General features: G+C 50.0%; 21 protein-coding genes and 1 riboswitch. Of the genes, 18 read left to right on the top strand and 3 right to left on the bottom strand.

Annotated elements, in window-relative coordinates; translation table 11 throughout:
- Window positions 1-54: 54 nt before the first annotated feature.
- The 4 genes from asnS (at window position 55) to secF (ending at window position 5,746) form a co-directional block, all read left to right on the top strand.
- The gene (gene asnS, locus B9Y59_RS08215) at window positions 55-1,449 is read left to right on the top strand and encodes an asparagine--tRNA ligase (RefSeq protein WP_054323395.1); all 1,395 of its coding nucleotides are present in this window, start codon (window positions 55-57) and stop codon (window positions 1,447-1,449) included.
- A 375-nt stretch (window positions 1,450-1,824) separates the two neighbouring features.
- On the top strand, window positions 1,825-3,111 hold the full coding sequence (locus tag B9Y59_RS08210) for an aspartate aminotransferase type Ic (RefSeq protein WP_442856180.1): 1,287 nt from the start codon (window positions 1,825-1,827) through the stop codon (window positions 3,109-3,111).
- 254 nt (window positions 3,112-3,365) lie between these two features.
- Window positions 3,366-4,778, top strand: a complete 1,413-nt coding sequence (gene secD, locus B9Y59_RS08205) for a protein translocase subunit SecD (protein ID WP_085532879.1) — start codon at window positions 3,366-3,368, stop codon at window positions 4,776-4,778.
- Entirely contained in the window at window positions 4,775-5,746 is a 972-nt protein-coding gene (secF, locus tag B9Y59_RS08200; RefSeq protein ID WP_054323393.1) for a protein translocase subunit SecF, read from the top strand. The genes secD and secF overlap by 4 nt, the downstream gene beginning before the upstream one ends.
- A gap of 179 nt (window positions 5,747-5,925) precedes the next feature.
- Here secF and B9Y59_RS08195 read toward each other — a convergent pair whose 3' ends face one another.
- The 3 genes from B9Y59_RS08195 to B9Y59_RS08185 form a co-directional block, all read right to left on the bottom strand.
- A complete protein-coding gene (locus B9Y59_RS08195) occupies window positions 5,926-6,156 on the bottom strand; it encodes a hypothetical protein (RefSeq protein WP_054323392.1) in 231 nt (76 codons plus the stop codon).
- Window positions 6,157-6,346: 190 nt separating this feature from the next.
- On the bottom strand, window positions 6,347-7,729 hold the full coding sequence (locus tag B9Y59_RS08190; RefSeq protein ID WP_085532877.1) for a sensor domain-containing diguanylate cyclase: 1,383 nt from the start codon (window positions 7,727-7,729) through the stop codon (window positions 6,347-6,349).
- A gap of 95 nt (window positions 7,730-7,824) precedes the next feature.
- Window positions 7,825-8,796: an RluA family pseudouridine synthase gene (locus B9Y59_RS08185; RefSeq protein WP_085532875.1), complete on the bottom strand. Its 972-nt coding sequence runs from the start codon at window positions 8,794-8,796 to the stop codon at window positions 7,825-7,827.
- Between the two features lie 241 nt (window positions 8,797-9,037).
- A riboswitch (TPP riboswitch) is annotated at window positions 9,038-9,138 on the top strand.
- 92 nt (window positions 9,139-9,230) lie between these two features.
- On the opposite strand from B9Y59_RS08185, the gene thiD reads away from it, so the two are divergent.
- From thiD to B9Y59_RS08115, 14 genes are all read left to right on the top strand, one after another.
- The gene (thiD, locus tag B9Y59_RS08180) at window positions 9,231-10,046 is read left to right on the top strand and encodes a bifunctional hydroxymethylpyrimidine kinase/phosphomethylpyrimidine kinase (protein WP_085532873.1); all 816 of its coding nucleotides are present in this window, start codon (window positions 9,231-9,233) and stop codon (window positions 10,044-10,046) included.
- A gap of 13 nt (window positions 10,047-10,059) precedes the next feature.
- Complete coding sequence (gene thiC / locus B9Y59_RS08175; RefSeq protein WP_085532871.1) at window positions 10,060-11,379, top strand: phosphomethylpyrimidine synthase ThiC; 1,320 nt, start codon at window positions 10,060-10,062, stop codon at window positions 11,377-11,379.
- Window positions 11,376-12,026, top strand: coding sequence for an HAD family hydrolase (locus tag B9Y59_RS08170; RefSeq protein WP_242967277.1), 651 nt, complete (start codon window positions 11,376-11,378; stop codon window positions 12,024-12,026). The genes thiC and B9Y59_RS08170 overlap by 4 nt, the downstream gene beginning before the upstream one ends.
- Before the next feature lie 390 nt (window positions 12,027-12,416).
- Window positions 12,417-13,295: a YicC/YloC family endoribonuclease gene (locus B9Y59_RS08165; RefSeq protein WP_085532869.1), complete on the top strand. Its 879-nt coding sequence runs from the start codon at window positions 12,417-12,419 to the stop codon at window positions 13,293-13,295.
- 27 nt (window positions 13,296-13,322) lie between these two features.
- A complete protein-coding gene (gene remA / locus B9Y59_RS08160) occupies window positions 13,323-13,601 on the top strand; it encodes an extracellular matrix/biofilm regulator RemA (RefSeq protein ID WP_054323388.1) in 279 nt (92 codons plus the stop codon).
- The gene (gmk, locus tag B9Y59_RS08155) at window positions 13,594-14,202 is read left to right on the top strand and encodes a guanylate kinase (RefSeq protein ID WP_085532867.1); all 609 of its coding nucleotides are present in this window, start codon (window positions 13,594-13,596) and stop codon (window positions 14,200-14,202) included. The genes remA and gmk overlap by 8 nt, the downstream gene beginning before the upstream one ends.
- Window positions 14,195-14,416, top strand: coding sequence for a DNA-directed RNA polymerase subunit omega (locus B9Y59_RS08150; protein WP_054323386.1), 222 nt, complete (start codon window positions 14,195-14,197; stop codon window positions 14,414-14,416). The genes gmk and B9Y59_RS08150 overlap by 8 nt, the downstream gene beginning before the upstream one ends.
- Window positions 14,416-16,866, top strand: coding sequence for a primosomal protein N' (gene priA / locus B9Y59_RS08145; RefSeq protein WP_085532865.1), 2,451 nt, complete (start codon window positions 14,416-14,418; stop codon window positions 16,864-16,866). Before B9Y59_RS08150 ends, priA begins: the two co-directional genes overlap by 1 nt.
- Before the next feature lie 42 nt (window positions 16,867-16,908).
- Window positions 16,909-17,382 carry a peptide deformylase gene (gene def, locus B9Y59_RS08140; protein ID WP_054323385.1) on the top strand — a complete coding sequence of 158 codons (474 nt, stop codon included), beginning with the start codon at window positions 16,909-16,911 and terminating at the stop codon, window positions 17,380-17,382.
- A 26-nt stretch (window positions 17,383-17,408) separates the two neighbouring features.
- Complete coding sequence (gene fmt, locus B9Y59_RS08135) at window positions 17,409-18,347, top strand: methionyl-tRNA formyltransferase (protein ID WP_085532863.1); 939 nt, start codon at window positions 17,409-17,411, stop codon at window positions 18,345-18,347.
- Window positions 18,348-18,353: 6 nt separating this feature from the next.
- The gene (locus B9Y59_RS08130) at window positions 18,354-19,058 is read left to right on the top strand and encodes a zinc metallopeptidase (protein ID WP_054323383.1); all 705 of its coding nucleotides are present in this window, start codon (window positions 18,354-18,356) and stop codon (window positions 19,056-19,058) included.
- Window positions 19,058-20,392 carry a 16S rRNA (cytosine(967)-C(5))-methyltransferase RsmB gene (rsmB, locus tag B9Y59_RS08125; protein ID WP_085532861.1) on the top strand — a complete coding sequence of 445 codons (1,335 nt, stop codon included), beginning with the start codon at window positions 19,058-19,060 and terminating at the stop codon, window positions 20,390-20,392. The genes B9Y59_RS08130 and rsmB overlap by 1 nt, the downstream gene beginning before the upstream one ends.
- A gap of 114 nt (window positions 20,393-20,506) precedes the next feature.
- Window positions 20,507-21,544, top strand: coding sequence for a dual-specificity RNA methyltransferase RlmN (gene rlmN, locus B9Y59_RS08120; RefSeq protein WP_054323457.1), 1,038 nt, complete (start codon window positions 20,507-20,509; stop codon window positions 21,542-21,544).
- Window positions 21,519-22,250: a Stp1/IreP family PP2C-type Ser/Thr phosphatase gene (locus tag B9Y59_RS08115; protein ID WP_242967276.1), complete on the top strand. Its 732-nt coding sequence runs from the start codon at window positions 21,519-21,521 to the stop codon at window positions 22,248-22,250. Before rlmN ends, B9Y59_RS08115 begins: the two co-directional genes overlap by 26 nt.
- The last annotated feature ends 11 nt before the right edge of the window (window positions 22,251-22,261 follow it).

Here is a 22,261-nt window from a genome sequence, read left to right as displayed (position 1 = left end):
GAAACGCGCAGACGACGATGCTTTTTGCGCGCGGAAAACAGGAGGATCAGAATTTTGAAGCGAACAGAGATTAAGGAGCTCTATGCCGGAATGGAAGAGTTCGGCGGAAAGATTGTCACCGTATGCGGTTGGGCGCGAACCGTTCGGGATTCCAAAGCGCTTGGCTTCATTGATTTGAATGATGGAAGCTGCTTTAAAGGGGTACAGATCGTATTCGAAGCGGATAAGCTTTCCAATTATAAGGACATTGCAAAGTTGAATGTCGGTTCTGCGATCGTCGTTACAGGGGAATTGCTTTTGACCCCCGAGGCAAAGCAGCCATTTGAAATTCATGCGTCTGAGATTACGGTAGAAGGTGCTTCTACGCCGGATTATCCTTTGCAGAAGAAGCGCCACACGATGGAATACCTGCGTACAATTGCACACCTGCGTCCACGCACCAATATGTTTAGCGCTGCATTTCGTGTGCGCAGTGTGGCGGCCTATGCGATCCATAAATTCTTCAATGAGAATGGATTTGTATATGCCCATACGCCGCTCATCACGGGGAGCGACTGCGAGGGCGCGGGCGAGATGTTTACCGTCACCACCCTGGACCCCGAGAATCCCCCCCGCACGGAGGCGGGCACAGTGGATTATACCCAGGACTTCTTCCAGAAGCATACGTCCCTGACTGTTTCTGGGCAGTTGGAAGCGGAGTGCATGGCGATGGCCTTTGGAAAAGTCTATACATTTGGGCCGACCTTCCGTGCAGAAAAGTCTTACACACAACGCCATGCGGCAGAGTTTTGGATGATCGAACCAGAAATTGCATTTGCCGACTTGCAGGACGATATGCGCTTGGCAGAGGATATGATGAAATTCGTCATCCGTTATGTGATGGATACCTGCCCTCAGGACATCGCGTTTTTCAATCAATTTGTCGATAAGGGACTGGTGGACCGTCTGAACAATGTGGTAAACTCTGACTTTGCCCATGTGACCTATACAGAAGCTGTGGATATTTTGAAAAAGAATAACGATCAATTTGAATATAAGGTGGAGTGGGGCACCGACTTACAGACTGAGCATGAAAAGTACCTCACGGAGCAGGTCTTTGGAAAGCCGGTGTTTGTAACCGATTATCCCAAGGAAATCAAGGCGTTCTATATGCGCCTGAACGACGATGGAAAGACGGTTGCAGCGGTCGACCTGTTGGTTCCAGGGATTGGGGAGATTATCGGCGGAAGCCAGCGCGAAGAGCGTATGGACGTCCTTCAGCAGCGCATGAAGGATTTCCAGTTGGAAGAGGAGAACTATTGGTGGTATTTGGATTTGCGCAAGTATGGCGGCACAAAGCACGCAGGCTTTGGCCTTGGTTTTGAACGTCTGGTGATGTATCTCACCGGTATCGCCAATATCCGTGATGTGTTGCCCTTCCCGCGTACAACGGGTACGGCGGAGTTCTAAGCCGAGCGTTCTGCTTGAATTTGAAAACAATCCTGCAAAATGGCCGCGTGTTTTCCTTTTTGGAGGTCTCGTTCATCGGGACTGCCCTTTTAAGGACGACACGTGGTTTCTTTTGCAGGGAAAAGGGACTGCTCCCGTCGTCGATATGGACAAGATTTTGTAGAAAAGTGTTGCTAGAATCTGCCTTATCACAAAAAATGCAGGATTTACTTTTTTATCTTGCGTTTTAAAAGACGATCGATTACAATAGGAAGAGCGTTGGAAAGCACAAATACCCTTGTATCCCCATATAGTTTAAGGAAGCCCTTGAAAAGGAATTTTGGAGTGGGATGCAAGACCAAACGATCATAATGCATTTTATTAAAGGAGATGCTGATTTTGGATTACCGTTCAATGTCAAATGAGGCGCTTTGCGCGGAAAAAGCGGATTTGGAGAAGCGCTATGCGGACTTTAAAGCGAGAGGACTTAAGCTGAATATGGCGCGTGGAAAGCCGGGCGTAGATCAATTGGATCTCTCGATGCCGATGTTGGACATTTTAAATTCGACTGCAAATATTTATGCCTCGACGGGGGACGATTGCCGGAACTATGGCTTGGGCGACGGACTTCCAGAAATGCGGGAGTTGTTTGCTGAGATGTTGGGGCTTGACGATCACAATATCATTGTAGGCGGAAATTCGAGTTTGAACATGATGTTCGATGCGATCTCCTGTGCCATGACACACGGTTTTCCAGGTAGCAAGCCGTGGAGCCAACAGGGTCACTTGAAGTTCTTGTGCCCGTCCCCAGGATATGACCGGCACTTTGCCATTACAGAGTATTTTGGTTTTGAACTGGTCACGGTTCCCATGACATCGGAAGGCCCGGATATGGATGTCGTGGAGGAACTTGTTCAAAATGACCCCACAATCAAAGGAATATGGTGTGTGCCAAAGTACTCCAACCCGACCGGTATCACATACTCCGATGAGACGGTTCGCCGGTTTGCAGCGTTGAAACCCGCAGCTCCGGATTTTAAAATCTTCTGGGACAATGCGTATTGCGTACATGATCTGACCGATACGCCCGACACCCTGCTAAACTTATGGCATGAATGCCGCAAACAACACAGCATCGATATGCCCATCTTTTTTGCATCCACCAGCAAAATTACCTTCCCCGGCGCCGGCGTTGCAGCGATGGGAGCCAGTGAACATAATTTGACTGTGTTCCGCGAGCATTACTCCTATCAGACGATCGGCCCGGATAAGTTGAACCAACTGCGCCATATCTACTTCTTTGGCAATTTGGACGGCGTAAAGTTGCAAATGGAAAAACATCGAGCGATCTTGGAACCGAAGTTCCAGGTGGTGCAGGAGAAGTTGGAGACAGAGCTCGGTGGAAAAAATGTTGCAGAATGGACCCAACCGAATGGAGGTTATTTTGTCAGCGTAGATGTATTGGATGGTTGCGCAAAGCGTGTGGTTTCGCTGTGTAAGGAAGCTGGTGTTACCTTGACAGGAGCGGGTGCGACCTTCCCCTATCAGAAAGACCCAAGGGATCGTAATATCCGTGTGGCGCCCACCTATCCGCCCGTTTCTGAGTTGGAACTGGCGATGGACCTATTCTGCATTGCAGTACAGCTTGCTGCGGTAGAAAAGCTTCTTTCGGAAAGGGCATAAAGAAATGTATGAAAAAGCAGCGGAGGTGTTGTTGAACACATCTGCTGCTTTTTTTCGTTTTTTATTCATAAAGGGGAGGACCGACATATTCTGTTCATGTTTTCTGGTTGCTTTAGGCAAAAAAATGGACAAAAAATAATTTTATTGGCCGATTTGCACCAAATTCGTTGACTTTTTAGAATAAGAAATCTATAATAGTCTTTGTTACGTCTGCGGGGCAGCGCAGAAACCATAAGACATTGGAGGATTTACGCATGAAGCGAGTAGGAAAACCAGTATTTTTCATCGTCGCCCTCCTTATCTTGGTTTTTACCTATACCTCTTTATTTGGGGTACACGGTCAAAACGGAGATAACACCATCACCTACATAAAAGGTGCGAGCGACATTCGATGGGGAATCGACATCAACGGTGGCGTAGAGGCCACGTTCAGTCCGGATACCGAGGGCGTGAAAGCCACGGAGGACCAGCTGAATTCCGCAAAGGCGATCATTGAGCTTCGCATGGTCAACCAGAATATCACGGACTACGAGTTGTATGTGGACTATAATCAGGATCATATCATCGTTCGTTTCCCGTGGAAAAACGATGAGACGACCTTTGATCCGGAAGCCGCTATTGAAGAGCTCTCTGCAACCGCTATGCTGACGTTCCGTGAAGGCAACGAGTATGCGACGCAGGAGACGGATGCGGATGGCAATCCGGTCTATAAGACGCCGACGGGTACAACGGCCGACACGGTTATCTTGGAAGGCAGCGACGTCAAAAAGGCAGAGGCGCAGATGATTCAAGACCCGACTACTGGCGCAACCGAGTATGAGGTAGGCTTGGAGTTGAGCGATGAAGGCGCACAGAAGTTTGCAGAAGCGACGGAACGCCTACAGGGACAGATCATCTCCATTTGGATGGACGACGTGATGATTTCGTATCCGACCGTCAATGCCGTGATTTCGGATGGTAAGTGTTCCATTACGGGCGGCTTTACTGCTGCGGAAGCCTCCGATCTGGCGAATAAGATCAATGCCGGTGCGTTGCCCTTTAAGCTTGTTACAACCAATTTCAGCACGGTCAGCCCCACGCTGGGTGCTTCGGCTCTGAACGCAATGGAAATTGCTGGCATCATTGGATTTATTCTGGTGTGCCTGATTATGTTGATTGTCTACCGCCTGCCCGGCTTTGTAGCAATCATCGCATTGCTCGGACAGATCGGCCTCTGCTTTGCGGCTGTGTCCGGCTATTTCCCATTCCTCAACAGCTTTACGATGACCCTGCCCGGCATCGCAGGTATTATTCTATCGATTGGTATGGGCGTTGACGCGAACGTCATTACGGCGACCCGTATTAAAGAAGAAGTGAACTCCGGTAAGACGTTGGACGGCGCCATTCAAAAGGGTAATGCCAACAGCTTCTGGGCAATTTTTGATGGCAATATCACCACGATCATGGTGGCGCTTATTCTGATGATGGTCTTTGGACCGACCAATATCCTGTCTTGGATTTTTGGACCGTCTACGACGGGTTCTGTTTATTCCTTTGGTTACACGTTGCTGGTTGGCAACATCGGCAACTTCATCATGGGCGTCGGTGCTTCCCGCTTGATGTTGAAATCCATCTCCGGGTTCAAGTGCTTCCGCAATAAATGGTTATATGGAGGTGCCGCGAAATGAGAACGTTTCACATCAAATTCTGCGAAAAGAAAAAGATTTTCTTCGGAATTTCGCTGGCCATTCTAGTGATTGGCGTGATCTGCAACATTTTCCTCGGTACCAAGTTGGACATCCAGTTCACCGGTGGTGCGGTAATCCGTTATTCTTATAATGGCACCATCCAGCAGGAGGACGTGGAGCAGATTGTTAAGGATGCCAGTGGGAAGGATGTCTCTGTCCGTATTCATGAGGATATGTCGACGGTAAATGATCCAACCCAAGCGAACAACAGTGTATCCATCTCCTTTGCGGGAACGGATTCGATTTCCCTGGATCAGCAGCAGAGCATTGCAACCGCGCTGGATGAAAAGTATCCGGATGCAAATTTTGAAGTGGTCGAGTCGAACTCGGTGAACCCGACGATGGGTCAGAGCTTCTTGCTGAAGTGCGCGATTGCCGTGTTAATCGCATTTGTACTCTTGCTGATCTATGTTGGTTTCCGTTTCAGAAAGATTGGCGGTGTCACTGCGGGCCTGATGTCGATCGTTGCGCTGTTGCACGACGTATTGATTGTTTACTTTGTTTTCGTCGCCTTCCAAATGCCGATTAACGACAGCTTTATGGCGGTTGTATTGACAATTTTGGGATATTCGTTGAACAATACGATCATCATCTATGACCGTATTCGTGAAAATCGCCGCCTTATGGGACCGAAGACATCCTATGCGGATCTGGTAGATACCAGCATTAATCAGACGTTGACCCGCTCCATTTATACATCTCTGACGACTTTTGTGGCGATCGCGGCTGTATTTGTGGTGGGAAGCATTTATGGCTTGACTTCTGTTACAACGTTTGCCCTTCCGATGATGGTGGGTATTGTAGCTGGATGCTATTCTTCCGTTTGCATCGCAGGACCGCTTTATGTAGCGTGGGAGGAGCGCAAGGAAAAGAAGAGCGCTCCGGCGGCTTCTGTCGAGAACAATTGAGTTGGTTTGAGGAGTCCGTCAGGGTTCCCTAAAACAACGCCGTTGAACGTAGATTCAACGGCGTTGTTTTATATCGATGAAATTTTCTGTGGGGTATTCCCCAACAAATGATACGGAATGCAAGCATGAATAGGGCTGGGTTCTTTTTTACAAAAAGAACCCAGCCCTATTTTGCAAGTTTATTGGCCTTCAGAGTGGAATTGCGTTAGCCATTCCTTTGGCGTTTTTCCAGAAGCCTTGACCGCTGCATAGAGGGATTCCATTTCGGTCTTTTCAATGGCAGCGCAAAGTTTCTTTCGATGCACTTTTAGATTGGATAACTGTTGCTTATAATATGCAATACGGTCATCCACTTTCGTAAGCTCCTCCGTGAGATTCTCAAGCGTTTCTTTTTTTCTTCCGCGTGGCATTTATCTCCTCCTCTCGCATGCAGAATGGGATAGAGTTAGTATACGCGGAAAAAGAGAAGAAAACACGGGAAAATACGGACATGCGGAATTTATACATCTGTCGGTGATAGAAATATGAAGGACAGATTGCGCCGGATAGGGAGTTTCACCACAAAGGCTTTACTGGATGAACGCCACACGGGCCAATTTCCTACGCCTTTGGTTCCTGGCTCAAGGAGGAATCCCGTGGGCGACGGGTCAATGGATTTGGTGTAGGTGTTGTTTCATAAAAGCGCTGCTTGTCCTCGTACATGGCACGATCAGCTAATGTGATTAAATTTCTTAGGTTTTCGGCGCTTTCCTGCCACTGAGCACCTACGGCTACAGGAAGCTGTTCTTTCGCAAGAGAATCTTTTAGGGTACGGACCAGCTTTAAAAATTCCTCTTGGGATTTCTGTGAGGAGATAATTACAAACTCATCCCCGCCGGTTCGGTAGAGGTTTGCTTCCTCGAAAACCAAACGCATACACTCGGAACAACGTTTTAGAGCCTGGTCGCCATAATAGTGGCCGTAGCAATCATTGGTCTCCTTAAGTCCATTGAAATCCAAATAAACCACACCGATCGGCCCCCTGGACTTTGTGATCTCTGGAATATCCAGTGTATATTTATTGCGGTTATAAACCCCGGTCAATGTATCATGGAGACTTAAATGCTGTAGCCGTTGTTCATCGGCATGTCGCTGAAAAGTAACCATGATGAAATACCGAAGCGTCTCCAGCAGGGAGACGATGTTTCGAATTTTTTCATGCGGCGGGTTGTCCACCCCAAAGTATCCATTGATCCGTCCGTTTTCCTCCAGAGGAGCAATCACCATGTTTTGGATGTCCTGCGGGGAGAGAACATCATAGACCCGTTCTCCTTTAATATCTTCAATATCTTTCATGATGATGCACTGGTGATTGTCCAATTCATTTTGCCATGGAACAACAATGGACGGGTCCAGCCCCTGCAAGAAATCGATTTGCGGGAGGACGCCCTCACGACACCATTCGTAGGTATTGTCCATTTTGTCACCACGAATTTGAAAGATGTAAGCGCGGTCGGCTGAAAGATATTGTCCAATCATTTGCAGGACACAGTTGATCGCTTTGTCTAAATCTCGCTCCTGATAAAGAATTTTGATACAGTCCAAGACAATCTGTTGCGAGTCCAACGCATAGCGAAGCTCGTTCTTTTCCTTTTCATAGTTGGTTACATCAAAAGCAATTTCCAAACGGGCAAGACGTCCCTGCCATTCGATCAAGCGGTCTTTTAGAAAATAATGCCGGCCTGTAACCGGGTTTGTAAATTCCCAGCCATAACTTTTATCGGTATGTAACACTTGATTTGTACAAAATGGGCAGGGAGAATCACGCTTTTGGAGAACCTGATAACATTTTCCGCCGGCAGCCGCATTAGAAGAGAATGCTTTTCTTCCCGCTTTATTCATATATAAAAGATCGTATGTCTCCAGATCGGATACATAGATCAGCTCTGTAATCTCGTCAATTGAATTGAGAAGACCCGTGAAGTCCTCTGATTTATCCGCCATATCCCATTCTCCTCACAACAATATAAAGAAGCTACAACCTACTCCTCAAAATATCCGGTTAAACCGGACGAAATGCTTTACTAAGAGAAAGCCGCCTAGTCTGGCCAGCGATAGAAATCATCAAGGAACCAAATCTGTTTTGCTTCGAAGGTTTGCCCATTCAAATATTCCAGAATACCGGCAGGGGTTGAAAAATGAAAACGTAGTTTATAGGAATACAATGCTTGGTATTTAAAACCACAGTCTTTGTTGATGGCGTTGATGGCATTGGTTCCATATTTCCCATCGCCGGCAAGGGGATGCCCAATAGAAGCAAGATGCGCCCGGATTTGGTGCGTACGTCCAGTCAAAAGCTCAACCTCCAGCAGGCTATACCGCGCACGTTCGGCCAATACACGGTAGCGTGTCCGAATGCTTTTGGTATCGCTGGTAGGACGCCGGGATATATAGACTCGGTTTTGGCTCTCGTTTTTTTCTAAAAAACCTTCTAAGGTTTCCTCACGCTTAGGCATATGCCCATGGACAATGCAGAGGTACAGTTTTGTGAGTTCCCGTTGTTTGACCTTTTCGTTCATAATGCGCAAAGTTTCTGCATTTTTAGCCGCCATCACAATACCGCCGGTGTTGCGGTCGATTCGATTAATCAATGCAGGGGCAAAAGACGCTTCATTTTCCGGCTTAAATTCCCCTTTCTCATAGAGATAATGTTGCACCCGCGCAATCAAAGAATCGAAATGATAGTGCTCATCTGGATGCACAATCAGACCGGGTTTTTTATCCAACAGCATCAGATTTTCATCCTCATATAGAATGTTTAACTGATTGGGCGCTTTCAGAAAATCGTATTCTTTTGGTGCTTGTTGGAAAAATTCGTCTTTTAGATACATAGTTAGCACATCCCCCGCAGACAGCCGGGTGGATATTTCGCAGCGTTTTCCGTTGCACTTGATGTCCTTTTTTCGGATACTTTTGTACATCATGGATTGCGGCAAATTAGGATATGTTTTTGTTAGAAATTTATCAAGCCGTTGGCCTGCATCATTTAAGCCGATGGTCACCTGTTTCATAAATGTCCTCTTTCTGTGAAAGGATTGGAACTTGAGTTGAGGCTTCCGCGCCTAGGACGCGGGCTGCAAGAAAGGACAGAGGGATTCCGTAAAAAAGCATAAATTCCCCCTGATTCATCAATCCTTTCAAATGAAATATACATAGTTATTATAGCATGAAACTTGTCCTAAAGAAAGACCGCCTTTCATTGACAGAAACTGTCAGTGGTGCTATAATCTTTATCAAAAGAAAATGAAATATGGACGTTTGCGGGGGAACTGCTTTTGCGGTTGAGAAGGTAAAACCTGACCCTTAGAACCTGTCGGTTAATACTGTCGTAGGGAAGCAAAGCCAATGAAGATTGGAATGGGAGCGCTTGCCGGGAGGCAGGCGTTTTTTTGTGCCTGTTTTCACGAACAGGGGGCGAACGGCCGAAAGAAAGGAAGGATGTCTGTTGAAAAAAGCATTGACAATCGCCGGCTCGGATTGCAGTGGCGGCGCAGGAATTCAGGCGGACTTAAAGACTTTTTCCGCGCACGGTGTCTATGGGATGAGTGTGATCGTCTCCGTTGTAGCGGAGAATACCAGCCGTGTCATTGCCATTGAGGATGTGTCCCCGGATGTGATTCGCCAGCAGATCGATGCGGTGTTTGAGGATATCCGGCCGGATGCAGTCAAGGTGGGAATGCTTTCCCAGCCGCCGTGCATGGAAGCGGTGGCAGAAAAGCTACGGGAGTATCGGCCCGAACATGTGGTGATTGATCCTGTGATGTATGCCAAAAACGGATGTCCGCTCATGGACCCTTGTTCGGTAGATCGGCTGATTCAAACAGTCCTCCCGTTGGCTACACTTCTGACGCCGAACATTCCGGAAGCAGAAAAAATCGCAGGATGTTCCATCCGCTCTATCGAAGAGATGGAAGAGGCTGCCCGGCGAATTCAGGCGATGGGGCCGAAAGGGGTATTGGTCAAGGGCGGCCATGCACAGGGGGACGCGGTGGACGTGCTATTTGATGGAAAACAGATACACCACTATACCGCGGAACGAATTCCAACCAAGAACACCCATGGCACCGGATGTACCTATTCCTCCGCAATTGCCGCAAATCTAGCGTTGGGATTGGAGATGCCGGTCGCGGTAGAACGTGCAAAAGCTTATGTCACCATGGCGATTCGCCACGCGTTGTCTATGGGAAAGGGATATGGCCCCACCAACCATTTTTACGATGTCTATAGGAACGGTTTGACCAATGGCGCGGAGATTGAATAAAGGAGACAGGAACATGGAATATAAGACGCAAATGGAAGCAGCGAAAAAAGGAATTGTTACCAAAGAACTTTCTGTTGTAGCACAAAAAGAAGGGTATACGGAGGAAGAACTTCTTCCTCTGGTGGCGGCAGGGCGGGTAATCATTCCCGCAAATGTACGGCACAAGTCTCTGAACCCGAATGGAGTGGGCGAGGGGTTGCGGACAAAAATCAATGTGAATTTGGGGATTTCCGGCGATTGCGCCGACTATTGTGCAGAAATGCAGAAAGTTCAGCTGGCGGTGCAATTCGGTGCGGAAGCCATCATGGATTTGAGTAACTATGGGAAGACGCATGAATTCCGCGAAAAACTGATCGAATATTCCCCTGCAATGATTGGGACCGTCCCGGTTTACGATGCCATTGGCTACCTGGAAAAGGACCTGATGGATATGACAGCACAAGATTTTCTCAAGGTTGTGCGCGCCCATGCGGAAGAGGGAGTGGACTTTATGACCATCCACGCAGGCATCAATCGCCGTGCAGTGGAAGGTTTTGAGCGTTCCAAACGGAAGATGAATATCGTGTCTCGCGGCGGTTCCTTGTTGTTTGCCTGGATGAAGATGACTGGAAACGAAAACCCCTTCTATGAATACTACGACGAAGTGATGGATATCCTGCGGGAATACGACGTGACCATCAGTTTGGGGGATGCGCTTCGCCCCGGTTGCCTGGACGATGCGACCGATGCGGGGCAGATTGGCGAACTGATCGAATTGGGAAATCTGACCCAGCGCGCTTGGGAGAAAGACGTACAGGTGATGGTGGAGGGGCCAGGCCATATGGCCATGGATGAGATTGCAGCCAATATGAAGATGGAAAAACGCCTTTGCCACGGAGCCCCGTTCTATGTGTTGGGGCCGCTGGTGACCGACATTGCTCCGGGATACGATCACATTACATCGGCGATCGGCGGCGCGATTGCAGCAGCAAATGGGGCGGATTTCCTGTGTTATGTGACCCCGGCGGAACATCTGCGTTTGCCGGATCTCTCAGACGTGCGCGAGGGAATTGTCGCATCTAAGATTGCGGCTCATGCGGCGGATATCGCGAAAGGGGTACGCGGGGCGCGCAAGCAAGACGACGCTATGGCAGAAGCCCGCCAGCGCTTTAATTGGGAGGAGCAGTTCCGACTGGCAATCGATGGGGAGAAAGCCAAAGCCTATTATGAGAGTGTTCCGGCCTCCGATAAGCACAGCTGCTCGATGTGCGGCAAGATGTGTGCAGTCCGCACAACCAACCGCATTCTCAGCGGGGAGAGCGTTGAGATTCTGCAAAGCGAGATTAAGAAATGATGGGGATTGAAAACGTACAGGCAGCCATTTTCGATCTGGACGGGACTTTGCTCGATTCGCTGCATGTCTGGGAGGAAATCGACGAGGAGTTCTTGCAGAAGCGCGGCTTAACCGTACCGGATGGATATTGTGAGTGCATCGCTTCGATGGGGTTTCTCGATGCAGCGGCTTATGCCAAGGAGCGGTTTCACTTTCCGGAGACTCCAGAGGAAATTGTGGCAGAGTGGAACAGAATGGCGATCTATCGGTATGGAAATATTATCCAGATGAAACCTGGCGCACGGGACTACTTAGAGAAGTTGCGCGGGCAGGGGATTGTGCTGGCAATAGCGACGGCGCTGCCAAAAGAGCTTTATTGGCCCGCTTTGTGCCACCATGGAGTTGAAGGATGGTTTGGTGCAATAGCATCGACGGAGGAAACCAGCAGGGGAAAGGGATTCCCCGATGTCTACTTATTGGCAGCGAAAAAATTGGATGTTTTGCCAGAAAGCTGTGTGGTATTTGAGGATATACTCCCCGGAATTCAGGGGGCACGCACAGCCGGCATGCATACGGTTGGCGTATACGATGCTTGTTCTGGAAGTACGCAAGGGGAATTGAAAAAGTTGGCGGACGTTTATATCCGTAGCTTTGAAGAACTCTTGTAGAGAGGCTAAGGAATGGGCGCGCCATCGATCCTAGAGATGGTGTAAGAGTTCGATATGGAGAGTAAAAGCGGGAATCTTCTTTCTACAGAGGAAGTCCCGCTTTTTCTGTGTTTATGCGTCTTTTGCCATATGTAAACTTATATTGCCCATAAAAAAAGAGGGAAAAATCTGTTCCCACAGGATATATGCAAAAGAAGAAATAGTAGTCATCCCTTCCCCGAACAGGCTGTTTTTATCTTGAGATTATGGCATGGCAAGAAGATTCCCAGTGTTTTCCTTGACAAGCTGATAGGGAAACTGTTAAAATAAGAATACTTATGAAAAAAGGCCTTCCGAGGCCGAAAAAACAAGAAAACGGCAGAGAATTGCCAGTTGAATTGAGATGATAATGTGATCAAAAGCATGACCGGCTACGGCCGGTTCGAAGGGGTCGTTGAGGGGCGGCAGATTACGGTGGAGATCAAATCGGTGAACCACCGTTATTTCGAATTCTCTTCCCGAATTACCCGTGGATATGGGTTTCTGGAAGAGCGGCTCAAGGGGTATTTGCAGGAACGGGTTTCGCGTGGGAAGGTGGATGTGTATGTATCCATCGAGACCTTGGAGGATGCAGATGCTCAGGTGCAGGTGAATCATTCCCTAGCGGCGGGGTATGTCCATGCGCTGCATGAACTGGCGGAGCGCTATAACTTGCGGGATGATCTCTCGGTGAGTACAGTATCCCGATATTCAGAGATTTTTTCCGTGCATAAAGCGCCGGAGGACGAGGATGCGATATGGGCAGTGGTCCAAAAGGGGGCGGATTGTGCGATGGAGTCCTTCCTTGCCATGCGCGAGCGGGAAGGCCAACGCATGAAAGAAGACGTGATCTCCCATGCAGAGCGAATCCTTCAGTTGGTCGACCAGATCGAAGAACGCTCTCCACAGACGGTGCTGGAATACCAGCAAAAACTCCAGGCCCGGTTGGAGGAGATGTTGGCGGATGCCAAGATTGACGAGCAGCGGATTTTAACCGAGGCGGCGATTTTTGCGGATAAAGTTGCAGTAGCAGAAGAGACTGTCCGGCTGCGCAGCCATTTCGATCAAATGCACCAGATGTTGGAATCTGCCGAGCCGGTGGGCCGTAAGCTGGATTTCCTGGTGCAGGAGATGAACCGAGAGGCAAACACCATTGGGTCTAAGGCGGTGGATTCACAGATCGCCTATCTGGTGGTGGATATCAAGGCAGAGATCGAAAAAATCCGGGAACAGATTCAAAATATTGAATAAAGATTGGCGATAGGAGGCATTTTCAACATGAAGCTCATCAACATCGGCTTTGGCAATATGGTTTCTGCAAACCGGCTGGTTGCCATCGTCAGCCCTGAGTCTGCGCCAATCAAGCGTATCATTCAGGATGCCAAAGAGCGCGGCTCTTTGATTGACGCAACCTATGGACGCCGCACCCGTGCGGTGATTGTGACCGATAGTGACCATGTGATTCTTTCTGCGGTGCAGCCGGAGACGGTTGCAAACCGCCTGAATGACCGCGATGAGGACCTTGAGGACGAGGAGGAGCTCGACGAAGATGACTAAGGGATTGATGGTTGTACTTTCCGGCCCTTCGGGTGCAGGAAAGGACACGATTCTCCATACGCTTTTGCAGCGGGACCCGAGTATTAAGCTCTCCATCTCCGCCACAACACGCAAACCGCGTGAAGGGGAAGTGGATGGGCAACACTACTATTTTGTTACGCGGGAACAGTTCCTTGGTATGCGAGAGCGCGGTGAAGTGCTGGAAAGCGCTGAGTACTGTGGGAATTTTTACGGTACACCGGAGAAGCCGATCCGCGACTGGATGGAAGCAGGAAACGACGTGATCCTGGAAATTGAGGTTCAGGGTGGCGCACAGATCAAACAGAAGTGTCCGGATTGTGTGGGGATTTTTATTCTACCACCTTCGATTCGGGAATTGGAACGCCGCTTGCGCGATCGCGGAACAGAGAGTGAAGAGGCGATTCAAAAGCGTCTGGATGCAGCGCGTGGGGAGATCTTACACGCGAAAGAGTATGACTATGTGGTCATTAACGACACGGTTGAAAACGCCGTTGAGGCGATTCAGCAGATTCTCCGTGCGGAGAAATACAGCAAACGCAGAAATTTCGATACAATAGAAGGAGTCCTGAACCATGATTAAACCGATTGAAGATTCCAGCCTTGGCCCAAATCAGAGCCGCTATTCCTTTGTAGTGGGGATTGCAAAGCGCGCCCGCGAAATCGCTGGCGAAGCAGAAGAGAAGGGGGATATTTTAATCGAAAAACCCGTGGACCTTGCTCTGGAAGAGTATGCGGAACACAAATTTAAGATCGTCGAGACCCCGGAACCCAACGATGATGATCTGGAAATGTAATGTCCATTCTTTTTGCACGGGTGGCGGTAGAGAATACCGCTTATCACTTTGACAGAACGTTTGACTATCTCGTTCCAGAAGCACTTTTGGAGCAGGCGAAGCCAGGGTGTCGGGCGTTGGTGCCGTTTGGCGCGGGAAATTCCCAACGGCTGGCGATGATTTTAGAGATTTCCCCGGAAAAGAAAACCCAAAACGAGATGAAACAAGTGGTGGCGGTGCTGGATGAAGCGCCGCTTCTTACTAGTGAAGCGATTTCGTTGGTCTATTGGCTAAAGGATCGTTGTTTTTGTACGTTATTTGAGGCGGTGAAGCTACTGCTTCCTGCGGGAATCAATGTTCGCTTAAAGACCGAGTACACCTTGGTGCAAGGAAAAGCGCAGGAAATGGAGACGTTTTCTGTAGAAGAGCGAACCGTTCTGCAATATCTGGCAGGGTGTTCCAGGCCGGTTGAGCGGGAAAAACTATTGAAAGCGACGGGACTTCCGGTGGACAGCACCGCTCCTGAAAAGCTCTTTAAACGTGGTTTTTTGCAAAAGACAGGTGCTGCTGTACGGCAGATTAAAGATGCGGCACAGAAGATGGTGCGCCTTACCGATGAAGAGCCTCTTTCTAAATTGACGCCCAAGCAAAGAGCAGTCTGCCGGATTTTACAGGAGGCCGGCAGTGCGTCTTTGAAGGAAGTCTGTTATTTTGCAGGGGTCACGCCTGCTGTGGTGAATACCCTGGTGACAAAAGGCGTAGCCTGTTATTACGAGACGGAGATTTACCGCAATCCATATGACCAAGTACAAAATCCAGTGGTGCAGCAGGAGCTTCTTCTCTCAGATGAGCAACAGAGTGCTTATCAACACCTGTTGGCGCAGTACCGTTCAGGGATGGGCGGTGTTTCTCTGCTGTTTGGGGTGACTGGAAGCGGTAAGACCTCGGTCTTTATGCGGTTGATCGATGAGGTGCTTGCTGATGGAAAACAGACCATCGTGATGGTGCCGGAGATTTCTTTGACTCCACAAAGTCTAGCGCGGTTTCATCAGCGATATGGACGGCGTGTAGCGGTGTTTCACAGCGGTCTATCGCTCTCTGAGCGGCTGGACGAGTGGAAACGCGTGCGCCGCGGAGAGGTTTCCATCGCGGTTGGAACGCGGTCCGCGGTTTTTGCACCATTTGATCACCTGGGTTTGGTCGTTATGGATGAAGAGCAGGAGCACACTTATAAATCGGAATCTTCGCCTCGTTACCATGCACGGGATGTTGCAAAATTTCGATGTGCATACCATAAGGCGCTTTTGGTGCTGGCTTCTGCGACGCCATCGATTGAGAGCTATTACTTTGCGCAGGTAGGGCGTTATACATTTAACCGGTTGCCCAGCCGCTATGGCGGTGCAAGGCTTCCTCAGGTTCGTTTTGTGGATATGAACCGGGAGCTTGAGGCTGGAAATGAGAGTATCTATAGCCGTGCTCTGTTGGCAGAATTGGAAAAAAATATAAAAATTCATAAGCAGTCCATTATTTTGTTAAACCGGCGTGGTTACAATACGTTTGTGTCCTGCAAATCATGTGGAAATGTAGTTACCTGTCCCAATTGCAGCATATCCTTGACTTATCATGCGGCTAATCAGCGCTTGATGTGCCATTACTGCGGGTACTCGGTGCCGTTTTCCACAGAGTGTCCAACCTGCCATGCGGACAAAGTTCATTACGCGGGATTCGGGACGCAGAGGGCGGAACAGCAATTGTTGGAACTTCTTCCGGAGGCGCGTGTTTTGCGGCTTGATACCGATGTGGCGATGACGCGCTTTGCCTATGAGGAAAAGTTGCAGAGCTTTGCCCGTGGGGAATACGATGTGATTGTTGGCACACAGATGGTAGCAAAAGGATTGGATTTTGAAAATGTGACACTGGTGGGCGTTCTCTCCGCAGACCAGGCCCTTTATGGGGATGATTTTCGCAGCTATGAGCGCGCGTTTGATCTACTGACCCAAGTGGCCGGGCGGGCCGGGCGCGGTCAATATGCAGGGGAAGCCATCATCCAAACATTCACACCGGAAAATTCCGTGCTCGCCTTAGCCGCCCGGCAGGATTACCCTGCCTTTTACGAGGGGGAAATTGCCGTACGCAAGGGGATGCTGTATCCGCCGTTCGCCGACCTGTGTGTGGTGGGATTTGTCGGTATACATGAGGAAAAAGTGGCACGCGCAAGCGAAGCTTTTTTGCAAATGTTGCGTTCTTTGGCCCAAGCAGAATATCCGCAGGAGCCGATGCGGGTTTTAAATCCTTCTCCCGCATTAATCGGCAAGGTCAGCAATAAATATAGGTATAAATTAATCGTGAAATGCCGGAACAGCCGGAGTTTCCGCCAGATGATTTCCCGGCTGTTGATTGCCTTTGCAAAAGACCGGACGTATCGGGATGTGACCGCCTTTGCGGACATCAATCCGGATAGGATCTTATAAACGACGGCTCAAAAGCAAGAGTATGATATTGGAGGAATAAAAATGGCAATTCGTAATATTGTAAAAGACGGGGACGAAATCTTGACAAAAGTTTGCCGGCCCGTCGATAAATTCGACGAAAAATTGGGCATTCTGTTGGACGACATGATCGAGACCATGAAGTCCGCGGATGGAGTCGGCCTTGCAGCGCCCCAGGTGGGCATCCGCCGCCGCATAGTGGTGATCGACGTGGGGAGCGGGCCGATTGAGATGGTCAATCCGGAGATCGTCGAACAGAGCGGCGAACAGGAGTGCGTCGAAGGATGCCTGTCCTTCCCAGGACAATATGGGATCACAAAGCGCCCCATGCGTGTTTTGGTGCGCGCCCAAAATCGCGAGGGAAAAACGTTTGAACTGGAAGGGGAAGAACTGCTGGCGACCGCATGTTGCCACGAGATCGATCATCTCAATGGCGTGGTCTTTAAATCCCACGTTGTGCGGATGCTTTCCCCAGAGGAGCTGCAAAAGCTTCAGTAATCTCACCACGGATAGGATGATGAAAATTGCGGATTCTATTTATGGGAACGCCGGACTTTGCCGTTCCATGCTTGCAAAGTCTATTGGATGCAGGGCACGAGGTGTGCGCTGTGTTTACCCAGCCGGATAAGCCAAAAGGAAGAGGATATGCCATGACGCCGCCGCCGGTCAAGGTGCTGGCGCTTGCGCACAATCTGCCGGTTTATCAGCCAACAACATTGCGCACGCAGGAGGCAGCGCAGCAGATTCGAGAAATGCAGCCAGCGTGCATTGTAGTGGTAGCTTATGGGAAAATTCTCCCGAAAGAAATTTTAGAGATCCCGCCGTATGGCTGCATCAATGTGCATGCTTCTCTGCTCCCAAAGTATCGCGGAGCAGCCCCCATCCAATGGTCGGTGCTCAACGGCGACGCAGAGACCGGTGTCACCACAATGTATATGGCAGAAGGGTTGGACACAGGCGACATGCTTTTGAAGGCCCGTACAGCCATTGGGCCTGAGGAGACAGCCGGGGAATTGCACGACCGCCTCGCAAAGATGGGGGCCGAATTGATTGTTGAAACCCTTAGGGCCGTTGCAGAAGGGACGATTCAACGTACACCGCAGGGGGATGCAGAAACCTGTTATGCCTCCATGTTGACCAAAGAGCTTGGAAAAATCGATTGGAATCGCCCGGCAAGAGAGCTGCACAACTTAGTGCGTGGGCTTTCCCCCTGGCCGGTTGCCGAAACCGTTTACCGTCAAAAACGCCTAAAGGTGCACCGGGCAACGGTTGTACCGGGGTTTGGCGGTGCACCAGGCGAAGTTGCCCGCAGGAAAGATCGTTTTGTGGTGGCCTGTGGGGACAACACCGCTTTGGAATTGGAGATTGTCCAATATGAGGGCGGAAAACGTATGGGTGGAAAAGAGTTCCTCTGTGGGCACCGGCTCGACCAGGGCGCAGTGCTCGGTGAGGCAAAGGAGTAACAATTTATGGGATTGTATTATTTTGATTACTCGTATTTCCTTTTTATGTTGCCAGCGCTGCTCATTACGATGTATGCGCAATTTCAGGTAAATTCCACGTTTCAAAAGTATTCGCGTGTGAACACCTACCGCAACATGACAGGAGCGGATGCGGCCATGCGCGTGATGCAGTATGGCGGCGCACAGGGTGTACAAATTCGTCACATCGGTGGGAATCTGACCGACAATTTCAACCCCTCCACTGGAATCATTAGCCTGTCTGACCCAGTGTATGCCGCGACGTCTATTTCGGCAGTCGGTGTGGCTGCACATGAAGCGGGCCATGCGGTTCAGCATGCACAGGGGTATTTTCCAAACAAAATTCGAGCGGCGTTGGTGCCTGTGACACGGCTCGGCTCCAATCTGGCGATGCCTTTGATTTTGATTGGCCTGATTTTGCCGGTACAATACGACTTTGTCGTAAATATTGGAATTGGGCTGTACAGCCTGTGCGTATTGTTTCAGCTGGTTACTTTGCCAGTGGAGTTCAATGCGAGTGCACGGGCTTTGCAGGCGTTGGATGCAACTGGAATTTTATATCCGGAGGAATTGGAAGGGGCCAAGAAGGTTTTGCGGGCTGCTGCAATGACCTATGTGGCGGCGACGTTCACGGCGTTGATGTCCCTTCTACGTCTGCTACTGATCTTTGGAAATCGGAGGAATGATCATTGATGGCGGATGCGAGAGCAGCCGCATTGGCGGCTTTGCTACATGTGGATGAAAACGAGGGCTTTTCCAATTTGGTGTTGGATAAAACCCTTGCCCAATTTGCCTTGGAGCCGCGCGATGCGGCCTTGGCATCCGCCATTTTTTATGGGGTTTTGGAACGCCGCCTGACCCTGGACTATTATATTGGACAATTTGCGAGTATCCCCATCCGTAAGATGTCGCCGCAGGTGCGGGAGATCCTGCGTATTGGCGCTTATCAGATTCTATATTTGGAAAAAGTTCCTCCCAGCGCTGCCGTAAATGTAGCTGTTGAGCTGGCAAAGCAGAATAGAGCTGTAAAGGCTTCGGGCTTTATCAATGCGGTGCTGCGGAATTTGCTCCGAAACCTGGAAAAGTTGCATCTTCCGGAGCAGGAGGCAGATCCGGTGCACTTCCTTAGCTTGAAATACTCCTGCCCTGAATGGCTGATTTTGCTATGGCAGAAGGCATATGGGCAGCAGTGTACAGCGGATCTGCTGGATTCCTTGTCCGAGCATCCTCCAATCTATGTTCGTCTGAATAATACGAAGGGCGATGAGGAATACTTACTGCGTCGGCTGATGGAAGAAAATGTAAAGGCAGAAGCCATTACATGGGTTCCGTGGGCTGCAAAAGTGGAGGTAGCCGGTTCGATATCGTCGTTGGGGGCTTTTCAAGAGGGGCTGTTCCATGTACAGGACCTTTCGTCGCAGTTGTGCGCGGCGTTTTTGGGGGCGAAGCCGGGGGAACGTGTGGTGGATGTCTGTGCTGCGCCCGGTGGAAAGACCTTTACCATTGCAGAACAGATGCAGAACACCGGCGAGGTCCTGGCTTTTGACCAATATAAAGGAAAAGTGCGCTTGATTCGCGACGGAGCCAGCCGGTTGGGTTTGACATGTGTACGCGCGGATCTGCGTGACGCGCAAAAGCCCACAAAGCCGTTAGAACCCGCAGATCGGGTCCTCTGCGATGCACCGTGTTCCGGTCTGGGAATTCTTCGGCGTAAACCGGAAATTCGATATAAATTGCCTTGTACCCTTGACAGTTTGCCGGATTTGCAGTACGGTATTCTGAGTAAAACCTCCGAATTGGTAAAAAGCGGGGGCGTTTTGTTGTACTCCACCTGCACGCTGAATCCGGCAGAAAATGGGGAGGTGGCAAGACGCTTTTTGAAAGAACATGCGGAGTTTGTGCCGAGGGCATTGTCTGCGCCATTGGGGTTGCAGCATGCAATTGAGGAACCGGAGAACGAATGGACGTTCCTGCCGCATGCACATGGGACGGACGGATTTTTCGTCGCATCCTTTCAGCGGCGATAATTCGGAAGAAAGCAACAATCGGACAGAGGGAAAAAGCATTTGGAAGTTGGGGGCCTGCCCGATTTTCCGGATGGCTGGGAGAGTGTAAATTTGACTTTACAGGACATAAAATCGATGACGCTGGAAGAACTGCGTGCGGACTTTATTGCGCAGGGACAAAAGCCCTTCCATGCACTGCAGGTGTACCGCTGGCTTCACCGGGGGGTACGTTCCTTTGCGGAGATGTCGGATCAATCGAAAGCTTTCCGCCAAACGCTTTCCGAGCGGTATTACATAGCTGTGGCGGAAATCGAACAGCGGCTGGTTTCCAAGTTGGACGGCACGGCCAAGTACCTGCTGCGTTTGCCGGACGGCGAACATGTGGAATGCGTGCTGATGGAGTACCACCACGGCTATTCCATCTGTATTTCCAGCCAAGTGGGCTGCAAAATGAATTGTTCTTTTTGTGCCACGGGCAAGAGCGGGTTTTCACGGAATCTAACCGCCTCCGAAATGTTGGCGCAAATCCAGACGGTCCAACAGGACCAAGGCATTCGCATTTCGAATGTGGTGTTGATGGGGATGGGGGAGCCGCTTGACAATTACCAAAATGTGCTCCGTTTTTTGGAATTGGTTTCCTCGGACGAGGGGATGAATATTGGAATGCGGCATATTTCTCTTTCCACCTGTGGGATTGTGGACAAAATTTACGACTTGGCAGAGAGGAAGCTCCAACTGACGCTGTCGGTTTCGTTGCATGCGCCGAACGATGCAATTCGCTCCCAAACTATGCCGGTCAATCACCGGTGGGGAGTAGACGAGCTTTTGACCGCATGCCGCGCATATGCACAGGCAACCGGCCGAAGAATCTCCTTTGAGTACGCGATGATCAGCGGCGTTAACGATACTGCCGCTTGCGCGAAAGAATTGGCGATGCGGCTGCATGGGATGCTTTGCCATGTCAATTTGATCCCTGTGAACGAGGTCAAGGGGAATTCCTATCGGAAGAGTACCAATGAACAAATTCAGAAGTTTATCCGGATTCTCTCGGAAAAGGGAATCACTGCAACCGTGCGCCGGACGCTCGGTTCGGACATCAATGCTTCCTGCGGGCAGCTGCGGCGCAGGTATCAAGAGGAGGTGGCCAATGTTGCAGATTTACATGAAAACTGATATTGGCCTTGTGCGCCATTCCAACCAGGATGCGGTAAAGGCAGGCGTGCTCTCCGGAAATACCGCGTGGGCGGTTGTATGCGATGGAATGGGCGGCGCAAACGGTGGAAACATCGCCAGTGCGTTGGCGGTTGACTTGATCTCGGAGCAGATTCTCAGCTCTGGAAGCGAGCACATCACGGACCAATCCATCAAGAACTTGATGATTTCTGCAATCTACAACGCCAATGTGGCGATCTATGACCGCGCGGTTGCGGATGAATCTCTAACGGGGATGGGGACGACGGTGGTGGCGGCGATTGTTTCCGGTGGGGTCGCACATATTGCCCATGCAGGGGACAGCCGCGCCTATCTACTTACGCGGGATGGACTGCGGCAGATCACGACAGACCATTCGATGGTGCAGGAACTGGTAAACAGCGGGGACCTGACCTCACAGCAGGCCAGGCGCCATCCGCAAAAGAATATCATCACCCGCGCGCTGGGCGTGGAATCCGGCATCGAGATCGACTACTGCGAATGTAAATTTTCCGGCGATGACCTGTTGCTTCTCTGCACGGATGGTCTAACCAACTATGTGGAAGAAGAACAGATTGAGCGGCTCGCCCGGGAACTGGAAGTCCGGCTTTTGCCGGACCGGCTGATCGCTTTGGCAAAAAGCGGTGGCGGCGGGGACAATGTCACAGTCGCTGTTATCAGACACTAACGGTATTGGAG

Origin of the sequence: Anaeromassilibacillus sp. Marseille-P3371 (assembly GCF_900169665.1) — a bacterium.
Taxonomy (GTDB): domain Bacteria; phylum Bacillota; class Clostridia; order Oscillospirales; family Acutalibacteraceae; genus Anaeromassilibacillus.
This window is presented reverse-complemented; position numbering and strand designations above follow the sequence as displayed.

Coding starts and splice junctions, on each gene's coding strand:
- B9Y59_RS08130 (WP_054323383.1), top strand. CDS start 18,354: ATGGGATTGTATTATTTTGATTACTCGTATTTCCTTTTTATGTTGCCA.
- B9Y59_RS08185 (WP_085532875.1), bottom strand. CDS start 8,796: ATGAAACAGGTGACCATCGGCTTAAATGATGCAGGCCAACGGCTTGAT.
- def (WP_054323385.1), top strand. CDS start 16,909: ATGGCAATTCGTAATATTGTAAAAGACGGGGACGAAATCTTGACAAAA.
- secF (WP_054323393.1), top strand. CDS start 4,775: ATGAGAACGTTTCACATCAAATTCTGCGAAAAGAAAAAGATTTTCTTC.
- remA (WP_054323388.1), top strand. CDS start 13,323: ATGAAGCTCATCAACATCGGCTTTGGCAATATGGTTTCTGCAAACCGG.
- rlmN (WP_054323457.1), top strand. CDS start 20,507: ATGACGCTGGAAGAACTGCGTGCGGACTTTATTGCGCAGGGACAAAAG.
- thiC (WP_085532871.1), top strand. CDS start 10,060: ATGGAATATAAGACGCAAATGGAAGCAGCGAAAAAAGGAATTGTTACC.
- priA (WP_085532865.1), top strand. CDS start 14,416: ATGTCCATTCTTTTTGCACGGGTGGCGGTAGAGAATACCGCTTATCAC.
- secD (WP_085532879.1), top strand. CDS start 3,366: ATGAAGCGAGTAGGAAAACCAGTATTTTTCATCGTCGCCCTCCTTATC.
- rsmB (WP_085532861.1), top strand. CDS start 19,058: ATGGCGGATGCGAGAGCAGCCGCATTGGCGGCTTTGCTACATGTGGAT.
- B9Y59_RS08170 (WP_242967277.1), top strand. CDS start 11,376: ATGATGGGGATTGAAAACGTACAGGCAGCCATTTTCGATCTGGACGGG.
- B9Y59_RS08190 (WP_085532877.1), bottom strand. CDS start 7,729: ATGGCGGATAAATCAGAGGACTTCACGGGTCTTCTCAATTCAATTGAC.
- B9Y59_RS08195 (WP_054323392.1), bottom strand. CDS start 6,156: ATGCCACGCGGAAGAAAAAAAGAAACGCTTGAGAATCTCACGGAGGAG.
- gmk (WP_085532867.1), top strand. CDS start 13,594: ATGACTAAGGGATTGATGGTTGTACTTTCCGGCCCTTCGGGTGCAGGA.
- B9Y59_RS08115 (WP_242967276.1), top strand. CDS start 21,519: ATGTTGCAGATTTACATGAAAACTGATATTGGCCTTGTGCGCCATTCC.
- B9Y59_RS08150 (WP_054323386.1), top strand. CDS start 14,195: ATGATTAAACCGATTGAAGATTCCAGCCTTGGCCCAAATCAGAGCCGC.